The 13,067-nt window shown below is 50.4% G+C and carries 12 protein-coding genes; 7 read left to right on the top strand and 5 right to left on the bottom strand.

The features are described 5' to 3' along the window. Positions 1-9 precede the first annotated feature (9 nt). The 4 genes from C0068_RS02265 to C0068_RS02245 form a co-directional block, all read right to left on the bottom strand. Positions 10-648: a ubiquinone biosynthesis accessory factor UbiJ gene (locus C0068_RS02265; RefSeq protein ID WP_103682872.1), complete on the bottom strand. Its 639-nt coding sequence runs from the start codon at positions 646-648 to the stop codon at positions 10-12. Continuing rightward, entirely contained in the window at positions 645-1,394 is a 750-nt protein-coding gene (gene ubiE, locus C0068_RS02260; protein ID WP_103682871.1) for a bifunctional demethylmenaquinone methyltransferase/2-methoxy-6-polyprenyl-1,4-benzoquinol methylase UbiE, read from the bottom strand. The genes C0068_RS02265 and ubiE overlap by 4 nt, the downstream gene beginning before the upstream one ends. Before the next feature lie 223 nt (positions 1,395-1,617). Continuing rightward, positions 1,618-2,286: a replication protein P gene (locus C0068_RS02250; protein WP_233208710.1), complete on the bottom strand. Its 669-nt coding sequence runs from the start codon at positions 2,284-2,286 to the stop codon at positions 1,618-1,620. Further along, complete coding sequence (locus tag C0068_RS02245) at positions 2,195-3,376, bottom strand: DnaT-like ssDNA-binding domain-containing protein (RefSeq protein WP_103682868.1); 1,182 nt, start codon at positions 3,374-3,376, stop codon at positions 2,195-2,197. The genes C0068_RS02250 and C0068_RS02245 overlap by 92 nt, the downstream gene beginning before the upstream one ends. A gap of 109 nt (positions 3,377-3,485) precedes the next feature. Here C0068_RS02245 and radA point away from each other — a divergent pair, with 109 nt between their 5' ends. Then, positions 3,486-4,850: a DNA repair protein RadA gene (gene radA, locus C0068_RS02240; RefSeq protein ID WP_103682867.1), complete on the top strand. Its 1,365-nt coding sequence runs from the start codon at positions 3,486-3,488 to the stop codon at positions 4,848-4,850. Between the two features lie 45 nt (positions 4,851-4,895). Here the strand turns inward: radA and C0068_RS02235 are convergent, their stop codons facing one another. Beyond that, positions 4,896-7,355, bottom strand: a complete 2,460-nt coding sequence (locus C0068_RS02235) for a penicillin-binding protein 1A (protein ID WP_146047825.1) — start codon at positions 7,353-7,355, stop codon at positions 4,896-4,898. Positions 7,356-7,525: 170 nt separating this feature from the next. Between C0068_RS02235 and C0068_RS02230 the strand changes: the two genes are divergently transcribed. Genes C0068_RS02230 through aroK form a run of 6 tightly spaced genes read left to right on the top strand, consistent with a single transcriptional unit; the run spans position 7,526 to position 13,043 of the window. Continuing rightward, complete coding sequence (locus tag C0068_RS02230) at positions 7,526-8,593, top strand: pilus assembly protein PilM (RefSeq protein ID WP_199176093.1); 1,068 nt, start codon at positions 7,526-7,528, stop codon at positions 8,591-8,593. Beyond that, positions 8,593-9,153, top strand: a complete 561-nt coding sequence (locus C0068_RS02225; RefSeq protein WP_103682866.1) for a PilN domain-containing protein — start codon at positions 8,593-8,595, stop codon at positions 9,151-9,153. Before C0068_RS02230 ends, C0068_RS02225 begins: the two co-directional genes overlap by 1 nt. A gap of 12 nt (positions 9,154-9,165) precedes the next feature. Next, positions 9,166-9,786, top strand: coding sequence for a type IV pilus inner membrane component PilO (locus tag C0068_RS02220; RefSeq protein ID WP_103683131.1), 621 nt, complete (start codon positions 9,166-9,168; stop codon positions 9,784-9,786). Then, positions 9,783-10,313 carry a pilus assembly protein PilP gene (locus C0068_RS02215; protein ID WP_103682865.1) on the top strand — a complete coding sequence of 177 codons (531 nt, stop codon included), beginning with the start codon at positions 9,783-9,785 and terminating at the stop codon, positions 10,311-10,313. The genes C0068_RS02220 and C0068_RS02215 overlap by 4 nt, the downstream gene beginning before the upstream one ends. 23 nt (positions 10,314-10,336) lie before the next feature. Continuing rightward, positions 10,337-12,499 carry a type IV pilus secretin PilQ gene (locus tag C0068_RS02210; RefSeq protein ID WP_103682864.1) on the top strand — a complete coding sequence of 721 codons (2,163 nt, stop codon included), beginning with the start codon at positions 10,337-10,339 and terminating at the stop codon, positions 12,497-12,499. A 10-nt stretch (positions 12,500-12,509) separates the two neighbouring features. Further along, positions 12,510-13,043 (top strand): shikimate kinase AroK, encoded by a 534-nt coding sequence (gene aroK, locus C0068_RS02205; protein ID WP_103682863.1) that lies wholly within the window; start codon positions 12,510-12,512, stop codon positions 13,041-13,043. Positions 13,044-13,067: the final 24 nt, after the last annotated feature.

The following is a 13,067-nucleotide window of genomic DNA, read 5'->3' as shown; positions in this document are numbered from 1 at the left end:
TTCTTGTCCTTAGTTTTTATTGGATGGGGGTGTCATGCGTTGTTGCAGGCGACGAATTTTGGCTTCTAGGCGTTCGCTGCGTGCTTTTAGCTCGTCGACGTCGCTGTAAAAATCTTCTGCTTGGCAGGGGTGTGGCACGAGCTGACTTTCTTCGACGATGAACTCATTAAATTGTCGTTGTAAATTTGCTCTCGTGCTGTTGAGCCAGCGATGGCCAGCGCGCAGGCCGCTGCCAATTTGATGGGCCGCCACATCGCCGAAAGTGTCTGCAAGCGGTTGTTCCCAGTCCAGGTCTAGCTCTGCGAGAATTTTGCGCAGCTCTAAAAGTGGGCCGGTGTCGCCACTGATATTGATGTCGCCATTGATTAGTGCGGCGGCGGGGTCGCTGGCGCTGGCCACTTTGGCAAATTCGCTCCAGCGACCACTAAGGCGGCTTGTTACATTGTCATGGTGTTGTCCAAGGATCCGCAGCCGTTTACCGCTAATGCCAATACCTAAATTAAGGTCAGGCTCTTTTAGCTCAAGTGAGAAGCGCTGGCCGTCAAGCGCTTGAAGTTTGGCGCTGGTCGCGGGATCTAGTTGCAAGGCCTTATTGATCAGGTTTTCTAAACCGGATAAGGCGGCGCCTTGTAGAACCGGTGGGATCACGGCTTTACACCTCGGTGCACGGCAACTACGCCGGCGGTCATATTGTGGTAGCGCACATCGACAAAGCCGGCGTCGCTCATCATACCTTTGAGGGTTTCTTGGTCTGGATGCATGCGAATGCTTTCTGCCAAGTAGCGGTAGCTTTCTTCGTCATTGGCCACGAGCTGGCCCATTTTGGGCAGGATGTCGAAGGAATAGCGGTCGTAGAGTTTACCAATAACGGGGTTGACGGGTTTAGAAAATTCTAGGACTAAGAGCCGGCCACCTGGTTTCAATACCCGGTTCATCGAGCGCAGTGCGGCGTCTTTGTCGGTGACATTGCGCAGTCCGAAGGCGATGGTAATGCAGTCAAAACTATTGTCAGGAAAGGGCAGGCATTCGGCATTGGCTTGTACGTATTCAATATTGCCGACAATGCCCTTATTGGTGAGCTTTTCGCGGCCAACTGTGAGCATGGAGTCATTGATGTCCGCGAGCACAACGCGGCCGCTGGGGCCAACAAGGCGGCTGAATTTGGCTGCGAGGTCGCCGGTGCCGCCGGCAATATCGAGCACTGCATTGCCGTTGCGCACCCCAGACAGTTCAATGGTAAAGCGTTTCCATAGGCGATGAACACCACCCGACATCAGGTCGTTCATGAGGTCGTATTTGGCGGCAACTGAATGAAATACGCCGGCGACCATTTTGACCTTGTCCTGCGCATCTACGGTTTTATAGCCAAAGTGGGTGGTTTTATTGTCTGCCATAAGCTTGCCTGTTCTGTGTCGTCAGCCGCTCAGGGCTGGTTTGCGAGGGCGCTATTGTAGCGCTTGACGGCGCTCCCTGCACGATTGCTTTCGGTGATCTTTTTTTATCGCTAGCCTCGTCGGCTAGAGCATATAGTGCCGGTAAAATCCCGCTAAATTTGTTTATTGCCTTTCCCACGGCTCTCTTCCAAAAAAAATGTAAGAAGCTGCAGTCTTGCGCCTGTTAAATATTCAATTCATCGCGCATTTTTTGCATGCGCTCGCGTTGTTCTGCTGGTGAAAGCGGCTTACTGATGGTTTTGGGTATCGCTTTTTGGGACGGTATGGTCAGTGTTTCGCCGTTTTTTATCCGCTGGCAAATATCGTCATAATGGCGGCGAAACACCGGATAGGCACTGTGTTCGGCCGTACTGGCCAGGTAAAACCAATCGCTTGCGCGACCGGCGTGGTATACCGCCGGATGCGACCACTGGTATTCGGCCTTGGGTTGCGGAGCGCGGCAGGCTTCTAGGTAGGCGCTGTGGCTGTCGGGTAGGCCGAGTTCGTGGTTATCGGGTTCGCAATATTTGAGAATGCCTTTGATAGTGGGCAAAAATTCCGACTCACGAATGGCGCGGTGGGTGGCGGCAATAATGACGTCAGGCTGAATATGACGAAGATTGCTGAACCACAGTTTTTTGGCGTAGCTCAGTTTTTCTGGATTAGAGAAGGCCTTGTTGTATTGGTTGTGATAAACCAATTCAAATTCGGCAAACATTTGATTTAGTGCATCGATGACCGCGTTTTTATCTGGTGTGGGCTCAGAGTTCGTCTGCCCAGCTGCGGTCGGTGTGTTTTTCGATGAAGCCAGTTGCCGCTTGGCTTGTTCCAGTAGCTTGTTGCTGTCGTGCATTGCTCTGTCCCAATTGATGACTGTGTGCCCAACGGTATTTTACATGTTGGAGAAATTTTGTATTCCACGAGCGGTGGGCGGTGCCGCTGTCTTGCCAAAATAATATGAATTCGGGGACCTGCGCCCGAGCAAATTCGGGATCAATGCGCGCCATATGAAAAATGTCGAATACTGCGTCATTGGGTTGCCAGTCCGATTTTATAGGTGCAATCTTATTCTCATTGCTGACGGTATTAGTATAGCGAGCCCACTGCAAACGAATATGCTGTATAAAGCGAGAATTCCAGTTGTTGTCGGGGGTGCCGCGCTCGCGCCAATACAGAATAAATTCTGGGATGGCATCTTCAATGAAATGCCGACTGACGTGATCGCGCTCAAGTATTTCTAAGGCGTCAATACTTGGCTTCCAGTTGCCATCAATGGGCTGGGTGCGAGACTCCTCTATTTTGGCGTACTGCTGTTTTTTCCAGCGGCGACTGACGTATTGGCTAAACGCGCTATTCCAGGAGCTGCGGGTTTCGCCGGTTTCGCGGTAATGGGCGATAAACTCGGGAAGTACGGCGTTAATGAATTCTGGGGTCACATGATTGAAGCGTGTTAAATATTCAATGCCCGCTTTGTCGGGTAGCCAATCAGCAGGAATAATGTTGTTGCCAGGCACGGGGCGACTCGGTGACGCGGTCATGGATTTTCCAAGCAGCGGCTTAGCGGCGTGTGTTGACTGCTCCTTTTGGGCCGCAGCTTGGGCGCTATAGTGAGTGTTGTGAGTCAGCTCTTGTGGCGGTTCTGATTGCGGTAGGGCGATGCGAATATTTTGTGCGTTGCTCATCAGCGCTGCGCCGATAATAATGAGGCCTAGGTCGTGAAGTGTGCGCAAGACCTCATTGATTTTGTCTGCATCCCAAAAGGGCAATTGTTTGCTGAGCTGATTTCTGTCGATAAGAAACCAGTGCTGGCCTTGATTGCTTTGTCCATTAAGCAGAGGGAGCCATTCGGCGAGTAGTTGATACAGCAGTGCGGCCTCTAGCCCTAGGGTAGCGGCGAGGGAGGGAGAGACCAGTAATGGGCGTTCTACAAGTGCGGTGGACATCTCAATTACTCTGACAATAGCGGGTCATTGTACGGCCTTGGTAGGCCGGCTGTCAGCCCTGAGTCTGGCCGAGTTTAATTTAAAGAAATGATGATGGATTTTAATTCTTATGGCGAAACAAAAAACGGCCTTTGTATGTGTGGATTGTGGGTCTGAGCACAATAAATGGCAGGGCCAGTGTCAGGACTGTGGCGCATGGAATACCCTGTCGGAATTGCGTTTGGGGCCGGCTAGTGCAAATAAGGCCACACCCGCACGTCAGGGCTATGCGGGCTCTGTGGCGGGGGAGGTGCAGATGTTGGCAAATGTCAGCATTGAAGCTCTGCCGAGGCGCTCTACCGGTTTTGAAGAATTCGACCGTGTGCTGGGTGGCGGCTTGGTACCGGGATCGGCGATATTGATTGGTGGTCACCCTGGAGCGGGTAAAAGTACCTTGCTACTTCAGGTGCTGTGTCGATTGGCGGCGCAGTGTGAATGTTTGTATGCGACGGGTGAGGAATCTTTGCCGCAGATCGCCATGCGGGCCAAGCGTTTGGGTTTGCAGGCAGACACTTTGAAATTGTGTGCTGAAACCAGCCTTGAATTGCTTTTGGGGCAGGCGGCAAAAATCAAGCCCAAGGTGTTGGTGGTTGATTCTATACAGGTATTGCATAGCGACGACGTGAGTTCGGCACCGGGTAGTGTGTCTCAGGTGCGCGAGTGCGCGGCGGCCTTGACACGCTTTGCCAAGGAAACCGGCACAGTGCTGTTAATGGTTGGGCATGTGACTAAGGATGGTGGCTTGGCGGGGCCGAAGGTTTTAGAGCACATTATTGATTGCTCCATTATGCTTGAGGGTAGCAGTGATAGTCGTTATCGGACTTTGCGCGGCAGCAAAAATCGCTTTGGCGCGGTGAACGAGCTGGGTGTCTTTGCGATGACGGAGCTGGGTTTAAAGGAAGTAAAAAATCCGTCGGCAATATTTTTAAATCGCGGCGATGTGGTCACTTCTGGCAGTACGGTAATGGTCGTGTGGGAGGGGACGCGACCCCTTTTGGTAGAGATTCAGGCCTTGGTGGATAGCTCTGGTTTTGGTAATCCACGCCGGGTAGCTGTGGGCTTGGAACAAAACCGACTGGCAATGTTACTCGCTGTGCTGCATCGTCATGGCGGTTTGCAAGTTGGCGATCAGGATGTATTTGTTAATGTTGTTGGCGGCGTCAAAGTTCTTGAGACGGGTTCTGATTTGGCTCTATTGTTTGCGATAGTGTCGAGCTTTCGAGACCGGCCGTTGCCAGAGGACTTGGTGGTTTTTGGCGAGGTGGGCCTGTCGGGCGAAATTCGGCCGGTGCCCAGCGGACAGGAGCGTTTGCAGGAGGCGCGAAAGCATGGTTTTAGACGTGCAATTGTGCCCCATGGCAATGCCCCCCGCGGTGACTTGGGAATGACAGTAATTGGGGTGAAAACCTTGGCGGAAGCGCTGGAGGCGATTTAGGAAACCATACCCGCCATATGGATTTTTTGACGGGTATGGTAGGTCTTAAAATATTTCGATTGGGTCGTCGCTATAGGACTCGTATGGGCTTGTGGGTTGGTTAAAGCCTTCGCCAGGCGCGTTGCTGGTTCGGAAATATTCAAATATTGCGTTGGCTTGTCCTGGGTGGGCTAGGTTGCCGGTATCGGGGTCTATACGAACCGAGATAATGCTGTCTGGTTGCTTTTGATGGCGCTCTGGGCGATTTTTTAAGGCTTCGCGCATATAGTCTATCCAGATTGGCAGTGCCACCGAACCACCGTATTCGCGACGGCCAAGATTGAGGTTTTGGTCGAAACCGGCCCATGTCGATGTGACAATACCGCCACTGTAGCCAGAAAACCAAGCGTCTGTAGGACCATTGGTGGTACCGGTTTTACCTGCGGCATCACCACGATTTAATACAAGCGCCTTGCGCCCTGTGCCTCGAGTGATAACGTCTTGCAAAATACTGTCGATAAGAAACGCAACTTCTTCGTCAATGACTCGTTTGGCGTAGCGGGGCTGCAGTGCATCGTCGTCGCCGGAAAGAATGTCGTCTAAAGAGTCCGCCTCGATACGCGCTATTGGTTCTTCGTCGAGGTTGTCGTCGTTGCAGCGCTGGCATACAACTTCGGGGTCGGCGCGATAAACGGTATTGCCGTCTCGGTCGATAATACGGTCAATAAAATAGGGCGACACCTTGTAACCACCGTTGGCGAAGACGGCATAGCCGGTGACGACATCGAGGGGGGTAAGTGAATGGCTTCCCAGTGCTAAGGAGAGGTCGTGAGGCAGTTTGCTGGCGTCAAACCCAAAACGGCTAACGTAGTTAATTGCCTTGGCAATACCCAATTCTCGTAACACACGAATCGATACTAAGTTGCGCGACAGGTAGAGCGCTTGCCGTAGGCGCATGGGGCCATTAAATCGGCCGTTGTCATTGCTAGGCCGCCAAGTATTACCTTGTGCGTCACTGTCGAAGACAATTGGTGCATCGTTAATAATAGTGGCGGGTGTAAAGCCGTTATCTAGGGCGGCGGTATAGATAAAAGGTTTGAAATTGGAACCCGGCTGACGCGCTGCTTGGGTTACACGGTTGAATGCGCTTTTTTGATAATTGTAACCGCCAACTAAACTCAGGATGGCGCCGTTGTCAGCGTCTAAGGATACAAGAGCGCCTTGTACCTTGGGTAGCTGGGAAAGTTCCCAATGTCTCGGTGTTGTATCGCTCATTTTGACGCGAATGACGTCGCCAGCTTTGAGCAGTTCTGATGCAGTTTCAGCTGCGTAGCTAACGCGATCTTCGCTGATGTAGCGTACGGTTTTGTTTAGGCCGTGCTCCCATTCCAGCGTGGTTTGTAGTTCTCCGGAGAGAAGTATGGAGGCGCTTTTTTCGCTTACATCTAAAACTAAGGCGGGGTGCCAGGGGCCAATTCTGCCGATTTCCTCCAGCTTTTGACTTAAATCACGGCGTTGGTCTGAGTCGATATCGTTTGGTAGCGTCCAGTGACGCTCGGCACCGCGATAGCCATGACGAGTATCGTATTCAATCACGCCATCAATAAGCGCTTTGTTGGCGGTTTCTTGTAGATTGGATTTCACAGTGGTGATGACGGTATAGCCGTCTTCGTATGCGGTGCGGCCAAATCGCGCCAGCATGTCTAGTCTCACCATCTCTGCGACGTAGGGTGCATCTACGTCGAGCTGGGTGCCATAGGCTTTGGCGCTAATGGGTTCAAGCATGGCCGTTTTGTAGTCAGCCTCGCTAATATAGCCAAGGCTCAGCATGCGGCCGAGTATCCAGTTGCGGCGCACTTTGGCCCGCGATGGGTTGGCTACGGGGTTGTAGGCTGAAGGTGCCTTGGGTAGTCCGGCAATCATCGCCATTTGGGCGAGATTCAATTCCTTTATGGGTTTTCCGTAATAGACCTGCGCTGCAGCTTCGATACCATAGGCGTGGTTGCCCAAAAATATTTTGTTTAGATAGAGCTCTAAAATATCGCCTTTGCTGAGGGCGCGTTCGATTTCAATCGCGAGGAAAATCTCGGTAAATTTCCTCGTAAAGGTACGTTCTTGGCTGAGAAAGTAGTTTTTTGCCACCTGCATGGTGATGGTGGAGCCGCCAGATTGAATGCTCCCGCTGGTGATAAGTTGCGAGGCTGCTCTTAATAGGCCGCTGACGTCGACGCCGTGGTGGCTGTAGAAATGATCATCTTCAGCGGCGAGAAAGGCGTCAATAAATAGTTCGGGGACCTCTTGAATACTAACCGGTGAGCGGCGTTTTTCGCCGAATTCACCTAATAATTTACCGTCGGCGGTGTAAATACGTAGTGGTGTTTGCAGTTGCGTGTCTTTGAGGGCTTCAACGGACGGTAATTTGGGACTGATATAAAGGAATGCGGTAGCGAATACCATTACCGCGCCACAGGTGGCGAGGATGCTTAGGCCTATCAAAATACGAAGATAACGCGTCGTATTGGACATATTATTCCTTTAATTAGAGGTCGTGATCACAATTCGAAGGCTAGGATACCCAAAAGCGTGACATTTTCGGCGTCTTTTTTTCAGAACTATTTGCGCATTGGTATACACTGGTATTTAATCTTATGTGTAAGAGTACGCCCTAAGTCCACGATGTAAATAGGAAAATTACAGTGCTAGATGGCTTGTTTGGCGGTCAGGGTTCCCGCAGTTTGCTTGGTATAGACATTAGTTCCAGTGCCGTAAAGTTATTGGAATTGAGTCGGAATGGCGAAAAATATCGCGTAGAAAGTTACGCGGTTATGTCTTTGCCTGCCCATTCTGTGGTCGAAAAAAATATAGCCGAGGTCGAGGCCGTCGGCGAAATAGTGCGTGCGGTCCATGCGCGCTCTAAGTCCAAGTTGAAGCGGGCGGCGGTGGCTGTGCCCGGGTCGGCGGTTATCACCAAGGTTTTGCACATGCCGGCAGGCATGCATGAGAATGCATTGGAAACCCAAATATCCTTAGAGGCCGATCAATATATACCTTACCCCCTAGACGAAGTTGCGCTCGATTTTGAGGTGCTGGGTGAGCTTGAAGATAGTCCGGATCAGGTAGAAGTAATGTTGGTTGCCTGTCGCCGCGATAATGTTGATACCCGTGTTGAAGCTTTGGACGTGGCCGGTATTGAGCCGAAAGTTGTCGATGTGGAGGCTTACGCGGTTGAGCGTAGCTTTGAGCTGATCGCAAAGCAAATTGGCTGCGACGAAAACACAGTAGTAGCCATTATCGACGTTGGTGCCAGTATGACGTCACTTACCGTTGTGGTGGCTGGTGAAACGGTTTATACCCGCGATCAAATGTTTGGCGGGCGTCAGCTGACAGAGGAAATTCAGCGCCGCTATGGCTTAACAGCAGAAGAGGCTGGCTTGGCTAAAAAACAAGGCGGGCTATCCGATGACTATGACAGCGAAGTCTTAGCTCCGTTCCGTGAGGCGGTTATACAGCAGGTCTCCCGATCCTTGCAGTTCTTCTATTCGGCCAGTCAATACAGCAGTGTGGATATTATTTTGCTAGCGGGCGGTGTTGCGGCTATGCAGGGTTTGGCAGAAATGGTGGAAGAGCGAGTAGAAATTAATACCGTTATTGCGAATCCATTTGCGGCGATGGCTGTGGCGCCGGGGGTGGACGCCATGAAGCTGACTAGCGATGCGCCGGCAATGCTCATTGCCTGCGGTTTGGCGCTTAGGAGTTTTGATTAATGGCAACAATTAACTTATTGCCTTGGCGCGAAGAGCGCCGCCAGCTGGTAAAACAGCAGTTTTTAGCCGTTTTGGGTGGTGTGGCGGTTTTGGCGATATTGCTGGTAGTGCTGGCAATGTCGATAGTGAACAGCGCGATAAGTCACCAAGAAGGGCGAAACGCGTATCTGCAAGGGCATATAAAGAAAATAAATAAAGAAGTCGCCGAAATAAAAGATCTTGAAACCCGCCGCCAACAATTATTAGATCGTATGAGCATTATTCAGGACTTACAGGGTACAAGGCCGCTGATCGTACGAGTATTTGACGAGATGGTGCGAACACTACCGGACGGCCTGTTTTATACCTCGGTTAGTCGTAGAGACTCCCGTATTGAGGTTCAGGGAATTGCGGAGTCGAATAACCGGGTGTCTAGCTTGATGAGAAAATTAGATGCCTCTCCTTGGTTTGCCGATCCCAATTTAACGGCGGTTAGTGCGGCGTCCGCCTACGGTGATCAAGCGAGCAGTTTCAAGCTCTCATACAAAATCAGCGCGCCTGCGCCTGACGACGAGAAATAGGGGGCGATGGCTGTGGCAGCGTGGCAAGAACTGGTTGACGAGCTTAAGAGTTTCGATCTTAGTGATTTAGATGTCGAGAATATTGGCGCATGGCCCTTATTGGTAAGAGTCGGCGCCTGGGTTGCGGTGTTTGTTTTGTGTCTCGCAGGTGGATATTTTTACGTTATCGCCGATTTGCGAGTAAAGCTGGCCAGTGTTGAGGCGCAAGAGTTAAAGCTTAAAGATGAATTTGAAAAGAAAGCTTTTAAAGCGGCAAAGCTAGTGCCATTAAAAAAGCAAATGCTGGAAATGGAAGAGTCCTTCGGTGTGCTTTTAAGCCAGTTACCTGCTGATACCGAAGTGCCGGGCCTATTGGAAGATATGACGGAAAAAGCGGTATCTAACGGCCTTGATATTAGCAGTATTCAACTTCAGTCAGAGCGACTCAAAGAGTTTTATGTTGAATTGCCAATCGCTATTAAAGTTAGTGGCAGCTATCACGATCTGGCAGCTTTTGTGAGTGGAATTGCGGGTTTGCCACGTATTGTTACCCTGCATGATTACACTATCAGTTCTGATAAAAACCTCAGTCAGCAAACGATGTCGATAACGGCAAAAACCTATCGTTATAAAGATCAGGAGGGGGGCAAATGATGATATTCCCTCGCCTGCTTTTGCTTTTTGGCGTTGCGGTACTTGCTGCGTGTAGTGGTGGCAATCAATACGCAGACTTAGATGCCTTCGTGGCAGAAAAACGCGCCTTGCCGTCTGGCCAAATTGCGCCTATTCCCGCATTAAAGGCTTACCGTGCATTCAGTTACACCGCATCTGGTTTACGTGCGCCATTTAATCGGCCGGTAGATGTTAAGGAAATTGCGCGCTTGGAAGCAGCGAGCAACGTCAAACCAGATTTAAAGCGTGAAAAAGAGTTCCTAGAGCAATTCTCGCTGGATTCCATAACCGTCGTCGGAACGGTTCGTCTTGATGGTGTTCTTTGGGCCTTGGTGAAAGACCCTGATGGCGGTGTGCATCGTGTGCGGAAAAATAATTATCTAGGGCGAAATTTCGGCAAGATTATTGATGTAGCAGAAAATTACCTGACAGTGGTGGAGATTGTATCTACCGGCGGGGATGGTTGGGTTGAGCGGCCTCGCTCCCTTGAATTGAAAGTCCGTAAGTAAGAATTCGAATGGCGGAGAAGTACATGAATACCCGAGTGCAGATGCAGTGCAAAAGACCTTGTTACAAGGCGGGGCTGGGGCGACAACTCCTAACAGGTTTATGGTTGTTTTTGGCATCTATTACCGCCATGGCATCGAATTTAAAAAATGTCGAATTTAATTCGCTGCAGGGTGGTAGCTTTGAAGCGCGATTAACCTTCGACGGGCCGGCGCCAGAGGTGAAGGGTTATACCATCGAGAAGCCAGCGCGAATCGCCCTTGATTTAGTGGGTGCTGGCAATATGCTCAGCCAGAAGAAATTCCCCTTAGCGTACGACAATGCTAGCAGTGCAGTGGTGTTGGAAGGTCGCGATCGCACCCGTGTAGTATTAAATTTGATCAAGTTGGCGAGTTACGAAACCCGCCAAGAAGGCAATGTCTTAATTGTCGAGGTTGGTAGCGGCGGTAGCCAAGCGTATTTAAAAGAAAAATATAACAGCCCATTAACAGCGTCTACGCCAACGGTAAGTGTGAGCAACAGTATTACAGATTTAGATTTCCGCCGTGGCGAGAAAGGCGAAGGCCGATTAGTGATTCAGTTGGCTGATGCCAAGGCCGATGTGAATGTTTTTGTAGAAGGTTCAAAAATCAAAGTGGATTTTGGCGGCGTAAGTTTGCCGCAGAATTTGCAGCGCCGTTTTGATGTTGGCGATTTTGCAACGCCGGTGAAGAGCATTGATGCGCGCATGGGTGAAAAAGGCGCGAAACTGTCGCTGGAGGCGAGTGGCGAGTACGACTACCTAGCCTACCAAACCGATACGGAATATGTGGTTAGTGTGAAGCCACTCACCAAGAAAGAAGTTGAAGATCGCCGACGCGAATTTGCCTATGTAGGTGAAAAACTGTCTTTGAACTTCCAAGACATTGAAGTTCGATCTGTATTACAGCTTATTGCAGATTTTACCGAATTAAACTTGGTGGCCAGTGATACCGTCAGCGGAAATATCACCCTGCGCCTACAAAATGTACCTTGGGATCAGGCTTTGGAGCTGGTGTTAAAAACCAAAGGCTTAGACAAGCGCCAAGTTGGTAACGTGTTGATGGTTGCTCCCGCGGCTGAAATTGCCGAGCGCGAGCGTCAGGAAATTGAGGCGCAAAAGCAAGTAGAAGAACTTGCGCCGCTGCAAAGCGAATTTATACGGGTGCGCTATGCCGACGCGGCAGAATTATTTAAGTTGTTCCGTCCAGAGCGCAACGGTGAGAATGATGAGAATTCAACGGGTAGCATTTTGTCGCCCCGTGGCAAAGTGATTGTAGATGAGCGCACTAATTCGCTATTAATCACCGAAACGGCGGAGCGTTTAGATGAGTTTAGACGCCTGATTTCTCTTATTGATGTGCCGGTTCGGCAGGTTCAGATCGAGGCGCGGATTGTCCGTGCAAGCTCAGACTTTGACCGTTCGCTCGGTGTGAAGTGGGGCGGTGCTTATGTAAAAGCCGATGGCGATAAGGTGTACTCAGCGAACGGGGATTTGGCTAGCGATCAAGCTACGCAAAACAATTACTTGTCTGCGCTTGCAGCCGGTTCTCCTACTTACACTGCCGTGCCGGGTCTGGTAACTGACTTGGGTGTGTCTGGTGCGGCGGGTTCCTTTGCGCTTGGCTTTATAAGCTCAGACGTGCTGCTCAACCTAGAGCTATCTGCCCTAGAATCAAAGGGCCGTGGTGAAATTGTTTCTCAGCCTCGTGTTGTTACTGGTGACAAAGAGCCTGCAATCATTAAATCTGGTACGGAAATTCCCTATCCAGAATCCTCTGCAAACGGCGAAACCACTATCGCCTTTAAAGAGGCAGTTTTGAAACTAGATGTGACGCCAATCATCACGCCTGACGACCGTATCATTATGGATTTAACCATTAACCAAGATACGATTGGTTCACTAGTGATTGCCACTGGCCTAGGTGGTCAGGTGCCGACAATTGACACAACAGAACTGAAAACCCGCGTATTAGTTAGCAATGGCGAAACCGTGGTTCTGGGTGGCGTTTATGATCAGCTAGATATTTCCTCGGAGACAAAGGTGCCGCTATTAGGTGATATTCCTTTTATTGGGCGCTTGTTTAAAAGCACAACAGTGTCGCGGGAGAAGCAGGAGACGCTAATATTTATTACGCCACGTATTTTGGCCGACAGTTTGGTAGATTGATATTGTGATAATGAAGTCTGGCGCTGTATTTTTAGTCGGCCCAATGGGCGCTGGTAAAAGTACGATTGGCCGTTTACTTGCAGACACTTTACGCTTTGATTTTCGCGATGTTGATCGCGAAATAGAAGAGCGCAGCGGTGTTGATATTCCATGGATTTTCGACATGGAGGGCGAGGAAGGCTTTAGAGATCGCGAAGAGTCCATGCTTGCCGAATTAAGTGATGCTGCTCAAGTAGTTATTTCTACCGGCGGTGGAGCGGTATTGCGCAGCGATAGTCGAAAGTTGATGGTCGCCAAAGGCACGGTGATTTATCTTAAAACGTCGGTAGATGAGCAAATACGCCGCACCGCGCGGGATCGCAAACGGCCTTTGTTGCAAACCGGTGATCCAGCGACGACTTTGCGTAATTTAATGGCTTTGCGCGAACCACTTTATGAAGAAATTGCTGATTATACGGTTTTAACAGACAACAGAACCCCTAAGTCGGTTGTGCAAGAATTATGTTCCCAGCTCGGTGCTGACGACCTGAGTGCTCAATATTGATATACTGGCCTACTTGGTCGGTAT

This window comes from Zhongshania marina (assembly GCF_002915595.1).
In the GTDB taxonomy this organism is placed as follows: domain Bacteria; phylum Pseudomonadota; class Gammaproteobacteria; order Pseudomonadales; family Spongiibacteraceae; genus Spongiibacter; species Spongiibacter marinus_B.
The sequence above is the reverse complement of the archived record's forward strand: the minus strand, read 5'-3'. Positions and strand labels throughout refer to the sequence as shown.